Origin of the sequence: Bilophila wadsworthia ATCC 49260 (assembly GCF_000701705.1) — a bacterium.
Lineage (GTDB): Bacteria > Desulfobacterota > Desulfovibrionia > Desulfovibrionales > Desulfovibrionaceae > Bilophila > Bilophila wadsworthia.
This window is the reverse complement of the sequence record NZ_JNJP01000026.1, coordinates 18186-39147: the sequence shown is the minus strand read 5'-3', so window position 1 is coordinate 39147 and position 20962 is coordinate 18186. Positions and strand designations below refer to the sequence as shown.

Below are 20962 nucleotides of genomic sequence, written 5' to 3'. Positions count from 1 at the left end.
ATTATGCCATTTTTCGAATTTCTTTGGGTTTTGGAGTAGCAATAGGGAGGTCTTCCTCTGGCTCTGTACCAAGTCCCGTATTGCCAAGGGTTAGGGGAAGCGAAATTATTTCTAAAAAAGATACAGCCCGCCTATCAGGCAGGGCTAATTTTAAAAAACCTAACTCTTCTCCATGCTTAGTTTCAGGGCCATGAAGCATAATGATATAGGGGACTTGTTCCTCTTTAGGCATTAACTCTTTTGAGAGAAAAAACTGATTACTCAGCGCGTGCTTACACCGAAACTTTGCAGTTCGCAAGCTTGCATCGCGATAGGGTAATCTATGCATGGTAAGGCATGCAGACTCGACAGTTCCCATCATATAAGTATAGCTTGAATTACGTGTCATTTTAGAGCGTAATGAAATGTTTGGACACTTAAAAATTTCAAATGTTTCTTGAAGAGCAAGATCTCCAGCATCCCTTTGGCGTAGAGACAGATTTTGATGCCGTTGCTGTGCAGAATGGAATCGTCCGGCCTCATTTGCGGCTATTGAGTATTCCCGGCTTAGGTAGGTTATGAGTGTGGGGAAAAAGTTTTCTGGCATTGTTTTTAAAAAATAGTCAATAAATTTAACCATAAAACTCAATTCATCCTTTTTTGAAAATAAACATAATGTAGAAATAATTATTTTTTTTAAACTTTAAAAAGGATTGTTGAGGTTGTCAAGAGTTTTTACGGTCTTTAGGGGGTCGGGGTGGGAGGTCACAAGTTCCTCTTTGAGGAGGCTCGGGTCAACTACGCCTACTCGAACGGCAAGAATTTGGAAGGGGGTGAAGTACTGATCCAGAACTTCTGACGAACGAAAAAAGGCTCCAAAAACTGGAGCCTTTTTTCGTCATATCCAAACATCGTGCCAATTGGATTTTTCACAAGTTCACATTCTCAAGTTGGCTGCAACAGATTCTCATCTTGGGTGACTCCTCACACCAATCTATCTGAAAATTTCCCATTGGTTCATCTAAAATAGCGGGATAAGAGCGGGATAAAAGGGCTTGCAAAAAGAAAAGCCCCTTAGAGAGTGTCTCTAAGAGGCTGAATTTTCTGGTGCGCCCGACAAGAATCGAACTTGTGGCCTACAGCTTAGGAGGCTGTCGCTCTATCCGACTGAGCTACGGGCGCGCGTTAGGAACGTGTTGTTTTAGGTGTTCAGGCCGGTGAATGTCAAGCCTTGCCGTCGTCGTGGGGGAGTTCTTTGTCGTTGATGCCCATGCGCAGGAGTTTTTTCCGGAGTCCTTCCCGTGTGATGCCAAGCAGTTCCGCGGCTTTGCTCTTGTTGCCGCCGGTTTTGTTCAGCACATCAAGGATGAGTTTGCGCTCCATTTCTTGCAGGTTGTAGTTCTGCGCCGTTGGCGTTTCCTCCCGAGGGGTATCTGCCCCATCCCGGCTGATGAGCGGTTCCGTCTCGAGAAGGTGGCATCTGACTTCATCCGGCACGATACGCGTGGAGAGATCGGAAAGCTCCACACGGTTGCCGATCGTCAGAGAGGCGGCGCGTTCCATTTCGTTATTCAATTCCCGCACATTACCGGGCCAGCCGTATTGCAGAAGCTGCCTGCACACGGCGGGAGAGAGCGAAAGCCGGGGCCGTCCCATATAGGCGCAATGGCGCTCAAGAAAAAGCTGTGCCAGCAAAAGGATGTCATCTCCGCGATCTCGCAGGGGAGGAACCCTGATTTCCGCCACATTGATGCGGTAATAGAGATCTTCCCGAAAGTTGCCCTTGCGGACGGCTTCTTCCAGATTGGCATTGGTGGCGGCGATGAGCTTGATGTCCACGCTCACGGGTTTGGAACTGCCCACGCGCAGGACTTCGCGCTCCTCCAAAACCCGGAGCAGCTTGGCCTGATTGGGCAAGGTCATGTCCGCCAGCTCGTCGAGAAACAACGTGCCCCCCGAAGCTTCCTCAATGAGGCCCTTACGCGCGTTGACGCCCGTGGCGATGCCTTTTTCGATGCCGAACATCTCGCTTTCAAACAGCGAGTCGGGGATGGCCGTGCAGTTGACCGCTACAAACGGCCCTTCGCGCCGGGGCGAGTTGAAATGGATCGCCTTGGCGATGACTTCTTTCCCAGCCCCGGTGGGGCCGAGGATAAGCGTATTGATGGGGCGGCGGGCGATGGTCAGGGCAAGCTGAATGACCTTCCGCATGGCCTCGCATTGGCCCACGATCTTCTTGGTCTGGTAGTTTTCCTGAATGGTCCGCATCAGATGCGTGTTGCGCTCGGCGAGGAGCCTGTGCGCTTCCTCCAGCTCGGCGTTGCGGGTTTTCAGATCCGCAATGAGCTGTGAGCGGTGGTACTCCCGGCTTTCCACCTTGACCAGCATCATACCGAAGGCTTCCGCGAGCCGGACATAATTCTTTGGGCCCGCGCCTTCCTTGGTGAGGGCGAACAGCCTGTCCTCGCTGGCGGGGCGGCCCCAAGCCAGATCGTCGCAAAGGTTGATCAGGGTATCCAGAAACGCCTGTTCGGAGAGAGGTTCTTGCTTCACGTTCGTTTCCTGTGCGTTCGTCATTGCCGCTGGAGGGACTGCACCCAGCGCAGTACTTCGGCCACCGGGCCAATGAGATCCTTGGGGATGTAGGCGTTTTCCGTCCCGTTTTCAAAAAGGCTGCGGGCCAGCGGCACATTCCGCATGATCGGGATGCCTTCTTCCTGCGCCACCCGTATCATGCGCTGGGCGAGGAACCCTTCGCCCTTGGCAAGGATAACCGGGAGCGGCGTCCTGTCTTTTTCGTAATCCAGCGCCACGGCGTAATGGGTCGGGTTGGTCACGAGCACCTTCGCTTTGCGCACGTTGCCCAGCGCGTTTTGGGAGAGCATTTCCTGATGGAGCTGTTTGCGCTTGCCCTTCACCTGCGGGTCGCCCTCCATCTCCTTGTACTCCCGTTTGACTTCATCTTTCGACATCATATGGTTCTTGGTGTACTGCCATTTCTGAAAAAGATAGTCCACGGCGGCGATGACGCAGAAGACGCCCGCCGCCATGAGCAACAGGTCTTTGACAGCCATCCCGAGGACTTCCCACATGGTCCAGATCGTCCCCCGCTGGATGGCGAACAGCGTCGGCAGATGATCCCGCATGACAACCCAGACCGTAACGCCGAGCACCGTCACCTTGATGATGTTCTTGAGGAACTCCACAAGGTTCTTCATGGAGAAAACCTTCTGGAACCATTTGGACGGGCTTACGTTTTCGAGCTTGGGCATGGCTCCCTTGAAGGCGAACAGTATACCCACCTGTCCGAGGTTGGCGACGAGGGCCACGGCCATGACGAGGCCGACGAGCGGGGCGACGATAGAAACAGCTATGTGGAACGTGGCTTCGGCGGCGCGCGGCGCGGCCTCGGCGTAGGGCGTGGACAACAGCTTCATGGGAAGCTCCATCATCGCCAGCAGCGATTCCAGCAGCTGCCCCCCCATCACGACAATATAGACGGACAAGGCGAGCACGGTCAGGGCCGACGGCACGTCCTGGCTTTTGCACACATCCCCTTTCTCGCGCGATTCGCGGAGGCGTTTCGGTGTTGGCTGTTCGGTTTTGTCGCTCACGGCAACAGCCTCCTGAGCTGCTCGAAATCGGCCTTGACCCCATCGAACAATCCTGTCGCGTTCGACAGCAGCATCATGAAATAGAACAGCATCAGAAAGGCCGCGACGCCGCTCTTGATGGGCATGGCAAGCACGTACACGTTGAGCTGCGAAGCGAAGCGGTTGATGAGCCCGAGCGAAACGTCGGTGAGCAGGCAGGCCACCACGATGGGGCCGGAAAGCAGAAGCATCATGAGCAGAAGCCAGCTCACGCGCCCGGCGAAGAACAACGGCAGGTTGATGTCCTTAAACACGCTGAGCGGGATGAGCTGCGTGACCGGCCAGATTTCGTAAGAGGCGTAAACCACGCCAAGCAGGGCGAGGAATGCGCCGGTGGAAAAAAACAGGTAGACGGCGCTCTGGAAAAAGAACGAGCCGAGCGGCGAAGTCTGTTCGCCGGACAGCGGATCGGCCCCTTCCGCCATGGACGCGCCGCGCTGGTTGTCGATGAAGAAGCCCGCGCACTGGATGGTCCAGAACAACATGCCGGACAGGTAGCCGAGAAGCATCCCGATGAGCGTTTCTTTGACAAGGATGGCCCCGTACAGGGCGAACGTGGAGGAGGAGAGGCCCTGCGTTTCGGGGAGGCTGGCGACGATGGCGGGGTGCAGTATGAGATAACAGGCAAAAACCACGGTGGTCCGCAACTGCCCCGTGAGGATGTTCCCGCCCATGAACGGGGCCACCTGCACGAGCATGAACAGCCGGGGCATCCCCACCAGCAGCGCCAGCAGTTGCTCGAAAAGGTGCAGTTCGTTGAACAGTGCCTGATAATCCAAATGAAGCCTCCGTGGAGGATGCCGGCCGCTCTGCAACGTGCCGTCCGGCGATGCCGTTGGCCTCCTCGTGTTCTTGCCGCATTCTTCGCCCCGGGCTTTCCCCGGCCCTCGCCCAATCAGCGTATCATATAAAAACGGCTGAAAATATCGTCGGCGTAACGGAGAATTTCGCCGCTGAGCCAGCCCCCCATGATGAAGAGGGTTAGGACCACGGCCAGCAGCTTGACGCCGAAGGTCAGCGTCTGTTCCTGCAACTGGGTGATCGCCTGAATGAGGCTCAACAGGATGCCGATGAGCGAGGCCACGATGATGGGCGGCATCGACAACATGAGCACCAGATAGAGCGCTTTCATGGCGTAATCGATGGCGGCTGATTCCATAGTGCTGTCCGGCGCGGGGATTCCGCCGACGGGACTCCCGCCGTGCGGCCTCCCCACCAGTCAAAAAGTTTGGGGGGATAGGGGAGGGGTACGGGTGAGGGGAAAGGATACCCTTTCCCCTCACCCGATTCTCTCTACAACCTGATCCTGCTGACGGGCTGGATCGAAATCTCGGGCGTGACCTCTTGGTACGAAACAACGGGCAGGCCGTAATGCTCGCCCTCGATAAGCCTGCGCACATACCGCCGGATATCCATGGAAGCCATGAGTACCGGCTTCTGCGTGTTGGCCGTGTACTTCCCGGCGGACTCGGTCACGGCGCGCAGGAACCGCTGCGTCGTATCGGGATCAAGCGCAAGGAACGCGCCCGCCGAGGTCTGCCGGATGGCCTTGCGGATCGTCTCCTCGACCGAGGGGTCCAGCAGGATCGCGGGCAGCATGTTCTGCCCCTTCGAATACATGTAGCTGATCTGGCGCTTCAGGGCGCTGCGGACGTACTCGGTGAGCATGACGGTATCCTTTTCCTTGGGGCTCCACTCGATGAGCGCTTCAAGGATGCTCCGCAGGTCGCGGATGGATATCTGCTCCTGCACCAGCCGCTGGAAGATTTCCGCAATACGCTGCGTGGGCAGCAGGCGGGTGGCTTCGCGGACCAGATCGGGGGCGCGTTCCTCCATCTTGTCGAGCAGGTACTTGGATTCCTGCATACCGAGGAACGATGAGGCGTGCCGGGCGAGCAGCAGCGAAAGGTGGTAGGCGAGGATGCGCGCATGGTTCATGATGCTGATGCCCACGCGCTCCAGCGACGCGGCCTTGGACTCGGGGACCCAGAGGGGCTCGACGTCGGGCAGGAACCGTTCACCGAGCTTGAATTCCACGCCAAGCATGGACAGGTTTTCGCTGGTATCGCGGGCGATGACCATGCCTTTTTCGAGTTTCCCCCGCGACATGGGGATTTCGTTGACGTTCAGGACGTAGGAAAGCTCCGGCAGGCCGGGGTTGGGCCGGATGTTGATGCCGGGGAAGGGCACGCCGAGATCGAAATAGAGCGCGCGGCGCAGGTTCGCCAGCTCCTCATTGAGCGAAGCGTAATCGAGGGATGCGCCCATGTCCTCCGAGATATCGAGGATGATGGGCACGGTGGGCGCGAACTCGTCCCGCGCCGCGCCGGGGCGGGACTTGGGGCGGGCCGTGGGCGTGAGCGACTTGGAGAGTTCCTCTTTGGCGTCCGGGGCCTGCGGGGTTTCGTTGACGCGCTTGAGCACATAGCCGAGCCCGCCGAGGAGGGCCGCCAGCGTGAACAATTGCGGCTTGGGGAAGCCGGGGATGAGGGCGAAGAGGAACACCAGCCCGCCCGCCATGAGCAGCGCCTTGGGCTGGGCGAATATCTGGAGGCCGATCTGCGAGCCCACGTTGTCGTCGGAATCGCCGGTGCGGGTGATCAGGATGCCCGCCGAAATGGAGATGAGCAGCGAGGGGATCTGGGATACCAGCCCGTCGCCGATGGTGAGGATGCCGTAGGTGTGCAGGGCGTCCCCGGCGGTCATGCCGTTCTGGGTGATGCCGATGATCGTGCCGCCCACGATATTCACGACGGCGATGATCATCCCGGCGATGGAGTCGCCTTTTACGAACTTCATGGCACCGTCCATGGCGCCGTACATCTGGCTTTCCTGACTGATGCGCTCGCGGCGGCGCTGCGCCTCCTCCATGTCGATGACCCCGGCGCGCATGTCGGCGTCGATGGACATCTGCTTGCCGGGCATGGCGTCGAGAGTGAAGCGCGCCCCGACTTCGGCCACGCGCTCCGCGCCTTTGGCTATGACGAGGAACTGCACGATGGTCAGGATGAGGAAGACCACCGCGCCGACCACAAAGTTGCCGCCAAGGGCGAATTCGCCGAACGTGAAGATGATTTCGCCCGCGTCCGCCTGAAGCAGGATCAGGCGCGTGGTCGTGATGTTGAGGCCCACCCGGAACAGGGTGGTGAACAGGAGCAGCGTGGGAAAGACCGAGAAGTCCAGCACCGTCCGCACGTACATGGTCATCATCAGGATGGTGAAGGACAGGGCCATGTTCACGCCGATGAGCGTATCCACCACCGGCGTGGGCAGCGGGATGATCATCAGCGCGATGACGGTGACGAGCAGGAAGACGATGTTGATGTCGTTGTGGCGCGTGACCACGCCGACGGCGGAACGGGCCGTGGTGAACAGGCTCATACGCGTTTGCCCATGCTGTTGAAGGGGGGCTCGGCCAGCGCTTGCGCGGACGGGCCGTTGCCGGCGAGGTACAGGTATTCGTTGACCGCGGCCCTCGCTTCATCCTTGCGCCCCTGCTGCCAGAGCGCGCGTGCCCGGAGCAGGTGCAGGGCGGCATGGCGGGTGGAGAGGGTTTGCCCGTCCATGACCCGGTGCAGCAGCTGGAGGGCTTTTTCGGCATTGCCGCGATCCGTTTCAATGGCCGCGAGCGTGGCGGCGGCCCTCCGGGAAATGGCGTCCATGCCTTCGGGGGCGAGCTTGTCCAGCGCCGCGAAGACCGTGGCGGCATTGTCCAGACGCCCCATGCGGTAATACAGATATCCCAGAATGGACAGTGTGTTGCGCTGTTCCTGCGTAAGCGCCACCTTAACCCCCTATCATCAGGCCCATGTAGGCGTTGAGGAGTTCCTTGTTTTGAAGCAGCGGGGCCAGTTCGCCGTCGGCCAGCGCCCGGACGGCGGGATCATCGGAATCCTTCAAGGCTTCCAGGCATCCCGCGAGGTTGCCGGAAAACACCTCCGGGCGGAGGATGTCGCCGTCGCCCGCATCCGGGCAGAGCGCCTGCTCCACGAGGTGGTGCGCGTTGCACGGGGAATACAGTTCCTCAAGCCCGGCCTCGCGCAGGACATTGGAGGCGAGGGGCCTCGCCTCGGGGATGCCGCCGCGCGTTGCCGCCGGGCTCTCCATGATGGTCTGGATGCCGAGGGAAGGATCCAGAAGGTTGATGCTCGGCATGGCTGTCCTCCTTTGCCGGTAAAGAAAACCGAGGTTGCGGAATCAGGCTTTGGCGACGGTATCCATGACGCCGCTGAGGAACTGGACGGCCCTTTCGATGCCCGCCGCCGTCGCCTGCCGTTCGGGGAAACGGGTGAGAAGGACAATATTGCCCTTGTGCACCCCCCCGGACAGCGGCATGGGATCGGCGTGCCGGTAATGGCAGCGCTCGAGCACGCGGCGTGGGGCTTTCACGTCATACTCCGGCACGGCCCGCGCGAGGTAGACGAGCAGCTCACGCTCCCCGGCGTTTTCGGCAAGCTCCAGATGGAGCCGCCCGAGGCGCTCCACGTCGAGCGCGGCGAGCCCCGCAGGGGAAAGGGAAAAGGCGGGCATACCCATGCGTCTGCCGAATTCGGCGATTTCACGTTCGATCATCACGCGTCTCCCAAACTGGCGAGGTATTCGTCTTCACGCCGGATGGCGGCGTCCACGGATTCCTGTACGGCGTCGATGACCTTCATGCGGCCTTGTTCGCCGTCGAAAAGCTGGACGGGCAGGTTGCGGGCCATATTCAGGAGTTCCTGAAGGAACAGCACTTCGCGTTCGATATCCGGGGCCTTGGCCTTGGAGGCAATGCGATCGATCTGCATGGCTCCGAGGAAATGTTCTTTGCGCAGGTCAACCAAATCGCCGAGCAACTCCATCGGAGCAAGCCCGCACTGGACCCCGTGGACATCCTGCCAGCGCTGGAGCAGGCGTTCGCACTGGACATGCGTGCTTTGCAGGAGACGCACCTGTTCGAGGGTGGCGTGGACGCTTTCGAGATGGGTGGTTTCCATGCTCGGTACGTCCGTGGCGAGGTCGTTGCCCAGCGCGTTGAAAAGGAAATCCATCGCCTTGCCGAAGCCCACATCGCCGTATTTCTCGTGGATGTGGGTGAAGGCGGCGTTGACGTCCGTAAAGTCGCAGACGGTCTGGCGGTACAGGTCGCGCAGGCCGTCCGCGCTGTCCAGTTCGGGATATCCGGCAGCGGCGAGCGCGCCTTGGATGCCCGAACGGATCTGCGGGCCGTGTTCGGCTTCGAGTTCGGCGAGCCCTTGCCGGATATCTTCAATAACGGAAGGATCAACGGACGGATCATCCGAAAAGGCGTCAAGCGCCTCGGAAAGGGCGGCATAGGCGTCGCTCGGGTCCGGAAAGCGGTAAAGCGCCTCCCGTGAGGCCTTTTCCCGGCCTTCGCGGGCGCGCAGGCTGTCCTTCAGGCGATCGATGTTCTGCGACTTGCCCGCCTCATGCATGAGATCCTGATAGAGCTTGACGCGCTCGGCATAGGCGCTTTCAGCGCGTTCCCGCTCCTTGCGGTCCTCAAGTTCGTATTCGTCAGTGGTGTCAGCCGCAAAGGTCAGTTCTTCGGCCGCATCGGCGAGCAGCGACATGGGGTCTTCCACCTGCGCGGCGGCGTTCCCCATGAGTGAGCCCGTGGCGAGAGAGCTCGCCGCCGACGCGGTTGCGCCTCCGGCCATCTGGCTCATAGTGGTGACGGAAAAATCTATGGACATGCCTCCTCCTGCCCGGCTCCCCGCCGGGAAATGAGTCGGCCCCCGTGCCTGGAGGCTGCGGGAACACGTGATTCCGGGAACCGATCCATACCGGCCCGCAAGAAATCATGCGAGAAATATGCCAATCATCGCTTAGCGAGTATCATAGGCCGCAACGTCTTACAAGCGCCTCCTTTTTGATTGATTTGGGTAATAGCCTGTAGTAGTTGTCAAAGAAGATTTATCAATGGATGAGAACAATGTTGGTAGATGTAAAGGCGAAATAGTGCCAATATTGTTTGTTTTCTGCGCACGGAAAACCATGCAAAAAGGCTTGATGAGCCGAAATTCCTCGTATTTGTTTGTTTGGCACGGAACATGCTAAAAATGAAGCACCAACAACAGGAGCAACGACATGGCATTCACGGAAAAAGACATGCAGGCTCAGGAAGAACAGCTCAACGCCCTCAAGGACGAGCTGTCCCGCCTCAACCAGAAATTTGATGCGCAGCTCAAGGGCATGGGGCTCACGGAAGACGATCTCAAGCAGCAGGAGGCGATGACGCCGGAAGTGGAAGCGCTCGTCGCCAAAGCAAAGGAAGAGGCCAAGCGCGCCGGGGAAGCCCGCAAAGCGCAAGCCTCCCTGGATAACCGTCCTTCCGGCAAGGCCCCCGGCGCTGGCCGCCGCGGTGTCGTCCGTCTTTAATTTTTAAGATAGGGGAAAGTATGGTTCAGGGTTCCGGTGGAGTTGGAGGATTGGGAAGCGTCACCAGCGTGGGCAGCCTCGGCACGTGCACAAGCGTCAACTTCATTTTCGCCAAGCTCCAGATGGAGCTGGCCGCCTCGGCCAAGGATTCGGCCCTCGGCTACATCAAGCAGATCGAGAGTGCGCAGGCCGAACAGAAGGAAGTAGCTGATTTGCTCCAGCAGGCTCGGCAAGCTCAGAACGAGGGGGAAAATGGTACGGGCGTAGGGCAAAAAAGCATCAATGGAGTCACCGTGACAGGTAAAGATTGCTACCCTATGTCGAAAGAGCTGGCCACGTTTATGGAACAGCACGAATTAACTTTCCCAAACACGGATAAAGATTATATTTTGGGCAAAGACGAGTGGGATGTCGCAATCCAATCCCTTCAAGCATATCAGGAAACCATCGGTACGGACATCCAGACGCTGATGGTTTATGTGCAGGACTTCATGGGCCAATACAACTCGTACACGCAGGGAGCGAACTCGGCCATCCAGTCCGGTATGCAGACGCTCACCAGCGTGGCCCGCGGGCAATAAATAACGTATCCAAGGAGAATGATATATGGATCCAGTCAGCGGAAACAGCGGTTCGGGAAGTGTCTCCAGTGTAGGCAGCCTCGGCACGTGCACAAGCGTCAACTTCATTTTCGCCAAGCTCCAGATGGAATTGGCCGCCTCGGCCAAGGATTCGGCCCTCGGTTACATCAAGCAAATCGAGGGGGCTCAGGCCGAACAGAAGGAAGTTGCCGATATGCTCCAGAGGTGCCGCGAACTCCAGAATCAGGCCAAGGACAGCGGCGGATGCACTGAAATGCCCGCGGATGTCCGGGAGTTTATGGATAAAAACAATCTCACCTATGATTTGACCACCGGTGGAGTCAGCAAGCCTACAAAGGAAACCGCGGACAGCTTGCATAATAAGGACGAGTGGGACGTGGCCATTCAGTCCCTGCAAGCCTACCAGGAAACCATCGGCACGGATATCCAGACCAAGATGGTGTATGTGCAGGACTTCATGGGCCAGTACAATTCGTATACGCAGGGCGCGAACTCGGCTATCCAGTCCGGTATGCAGACGCTTACCGCCGTGGCTCGCGGCCAGTAAAGATCCCTTTCGCAGGGGCAGCCCCGTCTGGATGGTTCCCGTACATGTGGGGGATGCCCCTTCACCGGATGGCGGTTGCTTGGGGGTACCCGGATCTGCGGGCTGACCTTTCGCCAACACCCTTTTTCCCGCTGTTGCGGGGCGGTTCCCGAGGAGCTTTTCATGACAGAACAGAAACGTGCGGCGGTCGAATATACGCAGGAAGAGCTTGAGACGATGGTCAAGGCCGTCCTGAACGGCGCCACCATCGGGGACGTATGCAACGTCTCTCAGGATATGTTGGAATCACTGTATAGCCTTGGATATAACCTGTACACGTCCGGCAACTACAAGGACGCCGAAACCGTCTTTTCCGGGCTGTGCCTGTACGATCACAACGATCCCCGTTTCTGGATGGGGCTCGCCGGAAGCCGTCAGGCCAACGGCAAGTATCAGGAAGCCGTGGACGCCTACGGGCTTTGTTCGGCGATGGGCGCGCTCGCCAGCCCCGTGCCCGTGCTTCAGGCCGGAATGTGTTACCTCAAAATGGGGGATCGGGAAAAGGCCCAAGGCGCGTTCGTTGTAGCGCTCTCGATGGGCGAAGAGGGCAATCCCGAACACGATGCCGCGCGAGGCAAAGCCTCGGCCATGCTCGCCATTCTCGAACAAGCCGAGAAGTGAGGTTCCCATGCCCAACTCCATTGGTTTTCAGGTCGGCTCGAAGTTCATGGAGCTTGCCGGCGGCGTTGAGGTAAACAACCTCCAGGAGGCCATCAAGAAGGCCCTGCAGGAAATCACGCTGCCGGATCTGCCGTCTTCCTCCCCCAATGCGTCATCCTCATCTTCAGACTTGCCGAGGCTGGCCCCGCCCACGGCGGGAGGGCTCTCGCTCGAAACGCTGGCCCAGATGATCAGCAACGAGACGCGCACGCAGGCCACCAAAGACGGCGTGGCCTCCATCGACGCCAAGGGAAAAGAGCGCGCCGAGATCAACGAGAAGAAGCTGGAAGAGATCATGGATCGCCTCGACTCCATGAAATCCAAAGGTATCCTCGATGTCTTCAAAAAGATTTTCAGCTGGGTCGGCGTGATCGTCGGGGCGATAGCCAGCGTCGCCACAATCGTGGCCGGGGCGGCAACCGGGAACCCGCTGCTTATCGCGGGCGGGGCCGTAATGCTCACTATGTCCATCAACAGTGCCGTGAGTATGGCGACCGACGGCAAGGTAAGCATCAGCGCCGGGATTGCCGCCGGATTGAAGGCGTGCGGGGTTCCGGAAGACATCGCCGGGTATGTCGGCATGGCCTGCGAGCTTGCGATCACCATCGTGGGCATCGGGCTGACTATGGGCGGCTCCTTCGGCTCCGCCGCCACGACCTCAGCGCAGACCTTGTCGAAGGTGGCCGACATTGCGCTCAAGTCGTCGAACATCGCCAGCAGCGTCGTGCAGATGGGCAGTGGGGCGACGAACATCGCCGGTTCCGTGTACGATTACAAGATTTCCACCAGCTATGCGGATACCAAGGAGCTGGAAGCCATTCTGGAACGCATCCAGCAGGCGCAGGATATGGAGCTTGATTTTCTGAAGGGCGTCATGGAGCGCGCGGAAAAGATGCTCGAAGACGTCAACAATATTATTGAAGGATGTACCGAATCGCAGACGGCTATCTTGACCAATGTCGCGCCGACGATGGCCTAGCGCGGTGGAAGGCGGTGCTCTCACGCCACACTCCGGTTTTTCCGGTTGATGGGTGCGGAGGAAGAGGCTTGTGCCGCGTGATGGATGCGGCGTTTCGTGAGTGGCTGAGAGGGCAGTTCGCGTTTTCCCGTACCGGGATGAGCGGTGGCCAAATCGTATACGGGAAGGCCGTAAGCAGTAAGAGGATACGCATATGTCAGGCATACAAGGGTTGTCATCCGATCAACAACAGGTTTACAATCAACTGATAAACGATGCGGGGACGGTCAATGTTTCCCGAGCTGCCGTGGACAAGGAGCTACAGGTTGCGATGGATGCGGGGCTTTCCTTTCAGGAGGCCGCCGCGCAGGTCCGCAACGATTTGCCGACGCTCACCCCGCCGAAAAGTTCTTTCGGAGCACTCGGCGCCTGGGTGGGCGTGGCCTCCCCGATGGCGAGCATCAATGCCCTCATTACGGAAATGAGCGCCGAACAGCGCAAGGAAAACCGTGAGGTCATGAAAGCGCAAACCGACAGCATCGCCATGTCGATGGAGCAACAGGCCGATGAAATCCGCAAAAAGGCCGTGGCGCAGCTCGTCTGCGGCGTCGTGTCCGGGGCGATCAACATCGGCATGGGCGCTGTCCAGTTCGGCATGGGCATGAAGCAGTTGAACATGGGCAAGCAGCAGGGGGCGCTGGCTAAGGAGCAGGGCGTCCTCGGCAAGCAGCAGACCGACATCGCAAACAAGCAGGCCGATCTCAAATCCCTGCGGAGCGAAGGGGCGAAGTTGTCCGGCGATGAGCTGAAGCAGTTCAATGCGGAGTATTCAAGCCGGAAGGCGTCGCTGAAGGCTGATATGACGGATGTGAAGACGCAAATGAAGACGCTGGATGCAAAGTCCGGCGCTTTGGGGGCTCAGTCCCAGAGCTACGGAGTCATGGGGCAGTCCATGTCCCAGCTCGGGCAGGGGGTAAGCGGCATCGTCGGTTCCGTCGGGGATTTCATCGGGGCGCAGTACGACGCCGCCATGAAGGAGATGGAAGCCGATCAGGAGCGGATGCGGGCCAGCCGCGATGCGTTGAAGAGCATCAACGACAGCCTGTCCGAATTGATCCAGAAGTCGATCTCCACGCAGGACGCCATCCAGCAGAATATGAACCAGACCCGTTCACGGATTTTGGGATAGGAGGTCGTATGGCTATCAACGGCATTTCCACGCAACAGGTTTCGGGAGTTTCCCCCAATGCGGGCGTATCCGCCAACGGGGGCGCGTCGATCGAGAGCGTGTCGAACGCCATCAGCGCGGCGGCAAACAAGGGCATCACGCCTGCGGGGCCCACGGTGACGGAACGGGACAGCCGGGGCTCCACCTATGGCTTCACGCCGTACCACGACCATAACGGCAATAAAATGGTCTATCTGGAAAGCCGCTCGGCGTCCGGAGTCGTTTCGCATATGCCGCTTAAATTCGAGCAGCTCGAATCCCTTTGCTCCAGAAGGGGCATAGCCGTCCCTTCGTTGCAGTATAATTAGGGGGAGGATCATGGTAACGAACAGCGAACCGCAAGATCGGCTTTTGGAAGAATTGAGCGCATGTTCGGCGGTGCTGTCGGCCATCGCGGAGAAGCTCGAAGCGGAAGGGCGTTCCTTGGAGGCCCTGACGGATGCCGAACAACGGGAAATCGAGGCTCTCGGCAAACGGGTGGAGCGTTGTGACCGCCAGCTTGACGAATGCCTGAAGGATACGCCTTCGTGCGGGAAGGGCCCCATGCCGCACGTTTGGGGTCTCCGCGTTTGATGATTGACAAGGCGTTGTGGAAGACCGCATAGTTCCCCCAAGGAGGCAACATGTCGCTTTTGCAGGAATCCGTTGACGCACTGACGGCGGCTGCAGGCTGGAAAAAGGCCTCTCCCGGCGCGGACGGCGTCTTCCGCTTTCGCCTTGAAGGCGATTTGGACATGGAGTTTTTTTCGCCTGATGGGCGGACGGGCATCCTGCGGGCCGATCTTGGCCCGCTTCCCGCTGCGGAACAGGATGCGGATGATCTCTTGCGGAAGTGCGCTTCCCGTATGGTCGCGGCCTCGCGCTCCCGGAGGACGGTCCTTTCGGTGGATGAGGGCAGGTTTTCGCTGCACCTTGTTGTGCCTTTGGCCGAGAGCGTTGCCTCCATGCCGGGGTATGCCAAGGATTTTTTGAATGATCTGGCATGGTGGAAAAGACAGGTGCAGGGCGGTGGCGCGTCGGCGTTTTCTTTCTTCTCCGGTATGCAAGCCTGGAATATGGGGCGCTGATGCATTGTCGTGGTGGCGTTTCGCTCTTGATGGTTTTTGCACTCGTTTTCGGAGTGCTTCTGGTTTCTTGCCCGGCGTTTGCCGTCCAAGGGGGATTTTCCCGTCCGTACACGCACTATGCGGACGATGAGGATCTGACAGTCATCCTCACGAACTTCGCCCGCTCGCAGGGGCTCGGCGCTTCGTTCTCTCCCGGCGTGGTCGGCAAGGTGAGCGGGCGCTTTGATGCCGTTCCCCCGGAAACCTTCCTGAAGGGGATGCAGGCCGCCTTTGGCGTGACATGGTATCGGCTCGGCTCCACCCTCTATTTTTACAGCGAATCGGAACTGTCGCGGACGTTCATCACCCCGCGGGCCATGACCGCGGAGCGTCTGTACCAGATGCTCAGGCAATCGGCGGTGTTCGCCCCGCAACTGCCCGCGACGCTCGCCCCCGGCGGCGCGATGATCGTCGTGTCCGGCCCGCCCACTTACCTTGCCCAGATTTCAGCCGCCGTCACCGCCTTTGAAGAGGCGCAGATCACCAATTTCGTGATGAAGGTCTTTCCGCTCAAATATGCGTGGGCGGAAGACATGTCCGTCAACAGCATGGACAAAACGGTGACCATCCCCGGAGTGGCGAGCATCCTCAGGGCCATGGTCACGGGTTCGCCCAATTCCGCGACCCGGGTGACGCAGGACACCGCCACCGTGGACAAGCTGTCCGGCACCGGGCTCATCGCGCAGGGACGGATGACGCCCGTGGCTCCCGATGCCCCCGCCCCCGCCGCGCAGCAGGGCGGACAGGCCGCTCCGCAGAATGCCACGCAAGTGAACATCATGGCCGATCCGCGCGTCAATGCGGTGCTGGTCAATGATGCCGAATACCGGATGCCGTACTACGCCAAGGTTATCGCGGATCTCGACAGGCCTGTGGAACTCGTGGAAATCCATGCCGCCATCGTGGACATCGATTCCGACTTCAAACGAGATCTCGGCGTTACGTATCAGGGCGCGAACAGCCGGGACAAGGGCTGGAGCACCGGAGGCGAGTTTTCCGGCACCGGAGACAAATTTTCGCCTCTGCCCACGATGGGCACCCCGTCCGGAACGGGCATGAACCTGTCCACCATCTATACGCACGGCGCGGACTTCTTCCTTGCCCGCATCCAGGCGCTGGAGGCGGAAGGCGAAGCCAGGATGCTCGGGCGGCCTTCTGTGCTGACAGTGGACAATGTGCAGGCCACGCTGGAAAACACCAGCACCTATTACATCCAGGTGGAAGGCTATCAGGCGGTGGACCTGTTCAAGGTCGAGGCGGGGACGGTCTTGCGCGTGACCCCGCACATCATCCGCAACGAACGCGGCCAAACCTCCATCAAGCTCGCGGTCAGCGTGCAGGACGACCAGAACGACAGCAAGGATGCGCCGGTCAGCGACAACAGCGTTCCGCCCATCAAGCAGACGAAGATCAACACGCAGGCCATCGTGGGCGCGGGGCAGAGCCTGCTCATCGGCGGGTACTACTACGAGCAGAAGTCCACGGATGCCAGCGGGATACCGATCCTCATGCACATCCCCGTGCTCGGAAACCTCTTCAAGACGACGAGCAAGGGGACCAAACGCATGGAGCGCCTGATCCTCATTACGCCGAAGGTCATCCATTTGGATGAGATCCCTACGACGCCCCCCCGCGTGGACGAACCCACATTCCACAGATCGCCGACGCAGGCCGATTATGAGGAACGGGTTCCGGCGGCCCCGCAGAGCGGCTGCTCCCGGAAACGGCCCGAACTGGAGACGGTGACGCCCGCCACGGCGACCCCGTTGTCGCCGCCCGCGGCGCGGCAATCGCCCGGAGTACAGGCGCAGGCACGGCCTGCGGGAGCGCTATGAGTGCCTCCGGCTTGATTGTCTTTCGTCTTTTTTCCGGCCCCCACATAGGGGCGGAACTTGTCTTGCCCGCGGGGAATCAGCTTGTAGGGTCCGACGACTCTTGCGACATCATTCTTCAAGACAGTTCAGTCGCTTCCCGGCACGCGAACATCGTCATAGGCTTTTCCGGGGACGGCGCCCCGTCCGTGCGGGTGACGCCGCTCGACGGCGAGATACTGCTCAATGGCGCTCCCTTGCCGTCCGACGGTGCGGACATCCCCGCGCGTACGCCGTTTTTTCTGGGCTTGACCTGCATGGCATGGTCGGAGCCCGGCGAGCTGGCGGACGCATGGCGTCAGGTCGCGTCCGGCTTGCAGGAGCGGCGTTCGGTGCAGGAACGCCCGGAACCTGCGGAGCCGCAGCGCGAAGAGCCGGTCATGGATCTCGGTGATCCGATGATACTGTTGGAAGAAGGGACTTCTGTAGGCGCCAACGGCGTTGGCAAAACGCTTTGGGAGCGGTTGCGCTCCTTGCCGCCGCAGAGGTTGGCCTTGTCCTTTTTTCTTTTGCTGGGCCTGTGCGGGCTGACTTTTTCCTATGCGGGCAGAACCCCGGATGCGGAAACGAGAGTCAAGGAAATCCAAACCATTATTGACGAAAACGGTTTTCGCACATTGGTCGTATCTCCGCAGGATGAAGGCGTCGGCGTGCAGGGAGTCTTGCGCGACGATGCCGAAAGGGCCGATCTCCTGCGCTTGGCACAAGGTGTGCAGTACCCTGTTTATCTTGATGTGACGCTCCGCGGGGACAGGGTCGATGCCGTAACGTCAGCCTTCGCAAGCCGGGGATTCTCCCTCTCCGTGCAGGAGAAGACGGATAACCCGGACGACGGCCTGGACCTTGCCGGGTACATGAAGGACGGGCTCGTGGAAGAGCAGGCCTTTTCCGCCGTCCGCGAAGATGTCCCGGAACTGCGGGACCAGGCCGTCTGGAGCCGTTTGGACCGGACCATCCGTCACGCCGACGCGGTTGAAGCGGTCCTGTTGCCGCTCTTGAAGGAGGCGGATCTGGCGTTTGTGCAGGTCCGGTTCCTGCCCGGAAAGGTGGAGCTTGCGGGCCGGTTCGATGTGGCCCAGCGTATCCGTCTGGACGGCGTGCTGGACAAGGCCCGTGCGGAACTCGGCGTCCCGGTCGTGTTCGATGTGGTTGCGTCGTTCGAGAAAAAGCGGCCTCAAGCCGAAGTCCGGCGTGAAGCCGCGGCGCCGCAGCAGGCGGAGGCGGGAGACGTTCCCGCGCCGCAAGCCGATGATATGCCGGAGATCCGGGTGACCGGGGTAACATTGACGCCCATGCATTTCATCAGTCTGGCTACGGGGCAGCGTGTCTTTGAGGGCGGTCTGCTCCCCGGCGGATATGTGCTCGAGTCCATCGGCGTGAAGGAGTTGAAGCTCCGTAAGGATGGGCGGATAATCGTGTATCGACTGAGAGGTTCCAATGAGTGACGCGATGGTTTCCGTGCTGGATGCCCTTGACGATCCCCGCGCCTTGCAGGGCATCCGGGATGAGGTTCTGGAAATGGATCTGGCTGTCAAACGGCATATGGATAGGGGGTTGACCCCCGACGAATGGGCTGTGGCGCAGGCCGTCCGGGAAGCGACGCAGGCTGCGTTGCATTCTATGGACAACATGGCGAAGTAAAAGGATTTCTAACCAAAGTGAGTTTGCCATGAATATCAACGGCACGAGTGGAACGCCGGGATTGAACGTCAATGAGCTGTTCAACAGCGGCTTGGATTCGATCAGCAGCAAGGGCAAGGACCTGCAGGCCAAGATGACCGAGATGCTGGGCAAGGACGAAGTCAGCCCCGAGGACATGATGGCCCTCCAGTTCGAAGTCGGGCAGTACAATGCCATGCTGGAATCGCTCTCGTCCGTCACGAAGAGCATGACGGATATGATGAAGAGCCTTGCCCAGCGTACCGGCTGAGTTTGTCTCCCGTCCGGAATCATGTTCCGGGACCGCACCCCGGATGCTTTTGCGTGGCTCCATCCCGCGCATGGCGCGTCGGACGGGATGACGGACAAGGAGAAGGGGCTGTCCCCTTCTCCCCTTTTTGCGTTTAGCCGGGGGTGCCCGGGCTGCCCGCATCTTTTTACGATTGGAGAAACGCCATGCTGTCCGATACCCAGATCAGCCGTTTGCTTGATGTCGCCAACGCTGCATGTCACGGAGGAAACGTGGTGGATGCGCGTGCCATGTACGCGGGGGTGCTCGCGCTCCGCCCGGGATTTGCGCCCGCTCTCATGGGCAAGGCCCTGAGCCATATTGTGGTGGATGATTTCGACGAGGCGGAACGGCTCCTGAAAGATGAAGTGCTGGCCGCCATGCCGGAAGATGAGGACGCGCAGGCGCTGCTTGGTCTGTGTTACACCTTGGCGAGACGGCAAGGCGAAGCCGAAGCTGTGCTTGCCCCGCTGGCCGCCGGCGAAGGCCCGAGAGCGGAGCTGGCCGCCGGGTTGCTTGAAAAACTCCGGCAAGAACCGTAGGCTGGTGTAATCCGGCGGAGGTAGACGTGGACATTTCCGGTCTTGGGGCTTCAAAGCTTTTGGAGGCGCTGGAAAAGCTGGGCGTCTCCAAGGGGGCCGAACTGCGGAGCCTTGGCCCGCAGGGAGAACCTCCCGCCGAGCTGGTGCGTGCCTTCGAGGATGCGCTGCGCGCGCCGGATGGGCAGGGCGGCCCGTCCGTGCAGGGCGTTGCCGAAGGCTCGCGGGAGCACGGGCCCTTTGAGGAGGCCGGTCAAGATATCCCGGAAGTGACGCGTACGGATGAGGCAATCCCTCCGAACCCTTCCGAAGATCCCGTGTACGGCATCTCCGAGGGGAGCCGGATTGACGGCATCGGCGGTACGATGCGGATAGAATCGCCTTCCGGGCCGCAGGCCGTGGAAGGGCGGACGGATGCCGTTCAGACGGACGGCATGCAGGAGCTGGCCCGGCTGCTCGAGCGGGTCGGCGGCGGGAACGCTTCCGCGACGGAGTTGTACCAGCTGCAATTCCTTGTGGGGATGCTCCGGGTACAGGCCACGGGCGGGGCGAAGTTGTCGCAGCAGGTCAATCAGGGTTTTGAATCGTTGTTGAAGCAGCAGGGGTAGAATGTGACGGAAACGGGGCGTGGACATATGACGGAAGCACATGGGTCCGGGAAAAAAGGGATGCGCTGGCTCCCGTTTCTGCTGGTGTTGTCGCTCTGTGCGGCGCTTCTGGGCTGTCAGGTAGAAGTGTACCGCGGGCTGACCGAGGCGCAGGTCAATACGATGCTGTCCACGCTGCTCAAGCGCGGCATCCGGGCCGAGAAAACCGCCGCTGGAAAGGCTGGGTTCACCTTGTCCGTGGATGAGGATCAGCTCGTTCAGTCCCTTGAAATACTGAAAGAGAACAACCTCCCTCGGGCGGACTACGAAAACCTCGGCAAAGTTTTTTCCGGGCAGGGGATGATCTCATCCGCCTCGGAGGAACAGGCTCGCATGGCCTACGCCATCTCGCAGGAGCTGTCCGACACCTTTTCCCGTATCGACGGCGTGCTGACGGCCCGCGTCCATGTGGTGCTCGGAGGCACGGATCAGGCCACCGATACGCGTACCCTGCCTTCCGCCGCCGTTTTCCTCCGCCATACCCCGGATTCGCCTGTCGTCAACCTGGTCGCCAAAATCCGTGAGCTTACGTCCAAGGCCGTGCCGGATCTCGACTATGAACGTGTTTCCGTCATGCTCGTTCCGGTTCGGGAACAGGTTTCCGTACCCATGGAGCCAACCCCGAAATTTCTCGGATTGCCGCTCGCGCCGCAGAACGGGCCGCCATATGCCTTGATCGGCGCGGGGATCGTCTTTTTGGCGGCGCTCGCCGGACTTGCGCTGTTGGCGCTTTCCCTGCGTGATGCCCTGCGGAAGCGCAAAGAGGCGGCGAACGCCTCGGAAGATCAGCCGTCGTAACGCTGG

26 protein-coding genes and 1 tRNA gene are annotated in these 20962 nt (G+C 59.8%); 16 read left to right on the top strand and 11 right to left on the bottom strand.

Features of this window, described 5'->3' with window-relative positions; translation table 11 throughout:
* Position 1: 1 nt before the first annotated feature.
* The 11 genes from T370_RS24995 to sctW all read right to left on the bottom strand — a co-directional run bounded on the left by T370_RS24995 (position 2) and on the right by sctW (position 9328).
* Positions 2-619, bottom strand: coding sequence for a hypothetical protein (locus T370_RS24995; protein ID WP_156034399.1), 618 nt, complete (start codon positions 617-619; stop codon positions 2-4).
* Between the two features lie 465 nt (positions 620-1084).
* A tRNA-Arg gene (locus tag T370_RS0110635) sits at positions 1085-1161 on the bottom strand.
* A gap of 42 nt (positions 1162-1203) precedes the next feature.
* On the bottom strand, positions 1204-2556 hold the full coding sequence (locus T370_RS0110630) for a sigma-54 interaction domain-containing protein (RefSeq protein WP_016360492.1): 1353 nt from the start codon (positions 2554-2556) through the stop codon (positions 1204-1206).
* The gene (gene sctU / locus T370_RS0110625) at positions 2553-3593 is read right to left on the bottom strand and encodes a type III secretion system export apparatus subunit SctU (protein ID WP_029435703.1); all 1041 of its coding nucleotides are present in this window, start codon (positions 3591-3593) and stop codon (positions 2553-2555) included. Before sctU ends, T370_RS0110630 begins: the two co-directional genes overlap by 4 nt.
* A complete protein-coding gene (sctT, locus tag T370_RS0110620; RefSeq protein ID WP_029435702.1) occupies positions 3590-4411 on the bottom strand; it encodes a type III secretion system export apparatus subunit SctT in 822 nt (273 codons plus the stop codon). The genes sctU and sctT overlap by 4 nt, the downstream gene beginning before the upstream one ends.
* Before the next feature lie 116 nt (positions 4412-4527).
* The gene (sctS, locus tag T370_RS0110615; RefSeq protein ID WP_005029245.1) at positions 4528-4791 is read right to left on the bottom strand and encodes a type III secretion system export apparatus subunit SctS; all 264 of its coding nucleotides are present in this window, start codon (positions 4789-4791) and stop codon (positions 4528-4530) included.
* 134 nt (positions 4792-4925) lie between these two features.
* The gene (gene sctV, locus T370_RS0110610) at positions 4926-7013 is read right to left on the bottom strand and encodes a type III secretion system export apparatus subunit SctV (RefSeq protein ID WP_029435701.1); all 2088 of its coding nucleotides are present in this window, start codon (positions 7011-7013) and stop codon (positions 4926-4928) included.
* The gene (gene sctY / locus T370_RS0110605; RefSeq protein WP_005029249.1) at positions 7010-7417 is read right to left on the bottom strand and encodes a type III secretion apparatus assembly chaperone SctY; all 408 of its coding nucleotides are present in this window, start codon (positions 7415-7417) and stop codon (positions 7010-7012) included. Before sctY ends, sctV begins: the two co-directional genes overlap by 4 nt.
* 1 nt (position 7418) lies before the next feature.
* Positions 7419-7787: a type III secretion apparatus assembly protein SctX gene (sctX, locus tag T370_RS0110600; protein WP_005029251.1), complete on the bottom strand. Its 369-nt coding sequence runs from the start codon at positions 7785-7787 to the stop codon at positions 7419-7421.
* Positions 7788-7829: 42 nt separating this feature from the next.
* On the bottom strand, positions 7830-8204 hold the full coding sequence (sycN, locus tag T370_RS0110595) for a type III secretion chaperone SycN (RefSeq protein WP_005029253.1): 375 nt from the start codon (positions 8202-8204) through the stop codon (positions 7830-7832).
* Positions 8204-9328: a type III secretion system gatekeeper subunit SctW gene (gene sctW / locus T370_RS0110590; RefSeq protein ID WP_029435700.1), complete on the bottom strand. Its 1125-nt coding sequence runs from the start codon at positions 9326-9328 to the stop codon at positions 8204-8206. The genes sycN and sctW overlap by 1 nt, the downstream gene beginning before the upstream one ends.
* 394 nt (positions 9329-9722) lie before the next feature.
* Between sctW and T370_RS0110585 the strand changes: the two genes are divergently transcribed.
* From T370_RS0110585 to sctJ, 16 genes are all read left to right on the top strand, one after another.
* Complete coding sequence (locus T370_RS0110585) at positions 9723-10013, top strand: hypothetical protein (protein ID WP_005029257.1); 291 nt, start codon at positions 9723-9725, stop codon at positions 10011-10013.
* Positions 10014-10033: 20 nt separating this feature from the next.
* A complete protein-coding gene (locus tag T370_RS0110580; protein WP_029435699.1) occupies positions 10034-10594 on the top strand; it encodes a hypothetical protein in 561 nt (186 codons plus the stop codon).
* A 25-nt stretch (positions 10595-10619) separates the two neighbouring features.
* Entirely contained in the window at positions 10620-11162 is a 543-nt protein-coding gene (locus T370_RS0110575) for a hypothetical protein (RefSeq protein WP_005029260.1), read from the top strand.
* A 162-nt stretch (positions 11163-11324) separates the two neighbouring features.
* The gene (locus T370_RS0110570; protein WP_029435698.1) at positions 11325-11822 is read left to right on the top strand and encodes a SycD/LcrH family type III secretion system chaperone; all 498 of its coding nucleotides are present in this window, start codon (positions 11325-11327) and stop codon (positions 11820-11822) included.
* A 7-nt stretch (positions 11823-11829) separates the two neighbouring features.
* The gene (gene sctE, locus T370_RS0110565) at positions 11830-12840 is read left to right on the top strand and encodes a type III secretion system translocon subunit SseC family protein (protein ID WP_029435697.1); all 1011 of its coding nucleotides are present in this window, start codon (positions 11830-11832) and stop codon (positions 12838-12840) included.
* A gap of 193 nt (positions 12841-13033) precedes the next feature.
* Complete coding sequence (sctB, locus tag T370_RS0110560; protein ID WP_029435696.1) at positions 13034-14008, top strand: type III secretion system translocon subunit SctB; 975 nt, start codon at positions 13034-13036, stop codon at positions 14006-14008.
* A gap of 8 nt (positions 14009-14016) precedes the next feature.
* Complete coding sequence (locus T370_RS0110555; protein WP_029435695.1) at positions 14017-14355, top strand: hypothetical protein; 339 nt, start codon at positions 14017-14019, stop codon at positions 14353-14355.
* A gap of 10 nt (positions 14356-14365) precedes the next feature.
* On the top strand, positions 14366-14620 hold the full coding sequence (locus tag T370_RS0110550; RefSeq protein WP_029435694.1) for a hypothetical protein: 255 nt from the start codon (positions 14366-14368) through the stop codon (positions 14618-14620).
* Between the two features lie 50 nt (positions 14621-14670).
* Positions 14671-15114: a type III secretion system chaperone family protein gene (locus tag T370_RS0110545; protein WP_005029271.1), complete on the top strand. Its 444-nt coding sequence runs from the start codon at positions 14671-14673 to the stop codon at positions 15112-15114.
* Complete coding sequence (gene sctC, locus T370_RS0110540; protein ID WP_029435693.1) at positions 15114-16988, top strand: type III secretion system outer membrane ring subunit SctC; 1875 nt, start codon at positions 15114-15116, stop codon at positions 16986-16988. The genes T370_RS0110545 and sctC overlap by 1 nt, the downstream gene beginning before the upstream one ends.
* On the top strand, positions 16985-18469 hold the full coding sequence (sctD, locus tag T370_RS0110535) for a type III secretion system inner membrane ring subunit SctD (protein WP_029435692.1): 1485 nt from the start codon (positions 16985-16987) through the stop codon (positions 18467-18469). Before sctC ends, sctD begins: the two co-directional genes overlap by 4 nt.
* Positions 18462-18665 (top strand): hypothetical protein, encoded by a 204-nt coding sequence (locus T370_RS0110530; RefSeq protein ID WP_005029278.1) that lies wholly within the window; start codon positions 18462-18464, stop codon positions 18663-18665. Before sctD ends, T370_RS0110530 begins: the two co-directional genes overlap by 8 nt.
* Before the next feature lie 28 nt (positions 18666-18693).
* Positions 18694-18954 carry an EscF/YscF/HrpA family type III secretion system needle major subunit gene (locus T370_RS0110525; RefSeq protein WP_005029280.1) on the top strand — a complete coding sequence of 87 codons (261 nt, stop codon included), beginning with the start codon at positions 18694-18696 and terminating at the stop codon, positions 18952-18954.
* Between the two features lie 185 nt (positions 18955-19139).
* Positions 19140-19514, top strand: a complete 375-nt coding sequence (locus T370_RS0110520; RefSeq protein ID WP_009379596.1) for a hypothetical protein — start codon at positions 19140-19142, stop codon at positions 19512-19514.
* 26 nt (positions 19515-19540) lie between these two features.
* The gene (locus T370_RS0110515) at positions 19541-20119 is read left to right on the top strand and encodes a hypothetical protein (protein ID WP_029435691.1); all 579 of its coding nucleotides are present in this window, start codon (positions 19541-19543) and stop codon (positions 20117-20119) included.
* Between the two features lie 60 nt (positions 20120-20179).
* Entirely contained in the window at positions 20180-20956 is a 777-nt protein-coding gene (gene sctJ, locus T370_RS0110510) for a type III secretion system inner membrane ring lipoprotein SctJ (RefSeq protein WP_029435690.1), read from the top strand.
* The last annotated feature ends 6 nt before the right edge of the window (positions 20957-20962 follow it).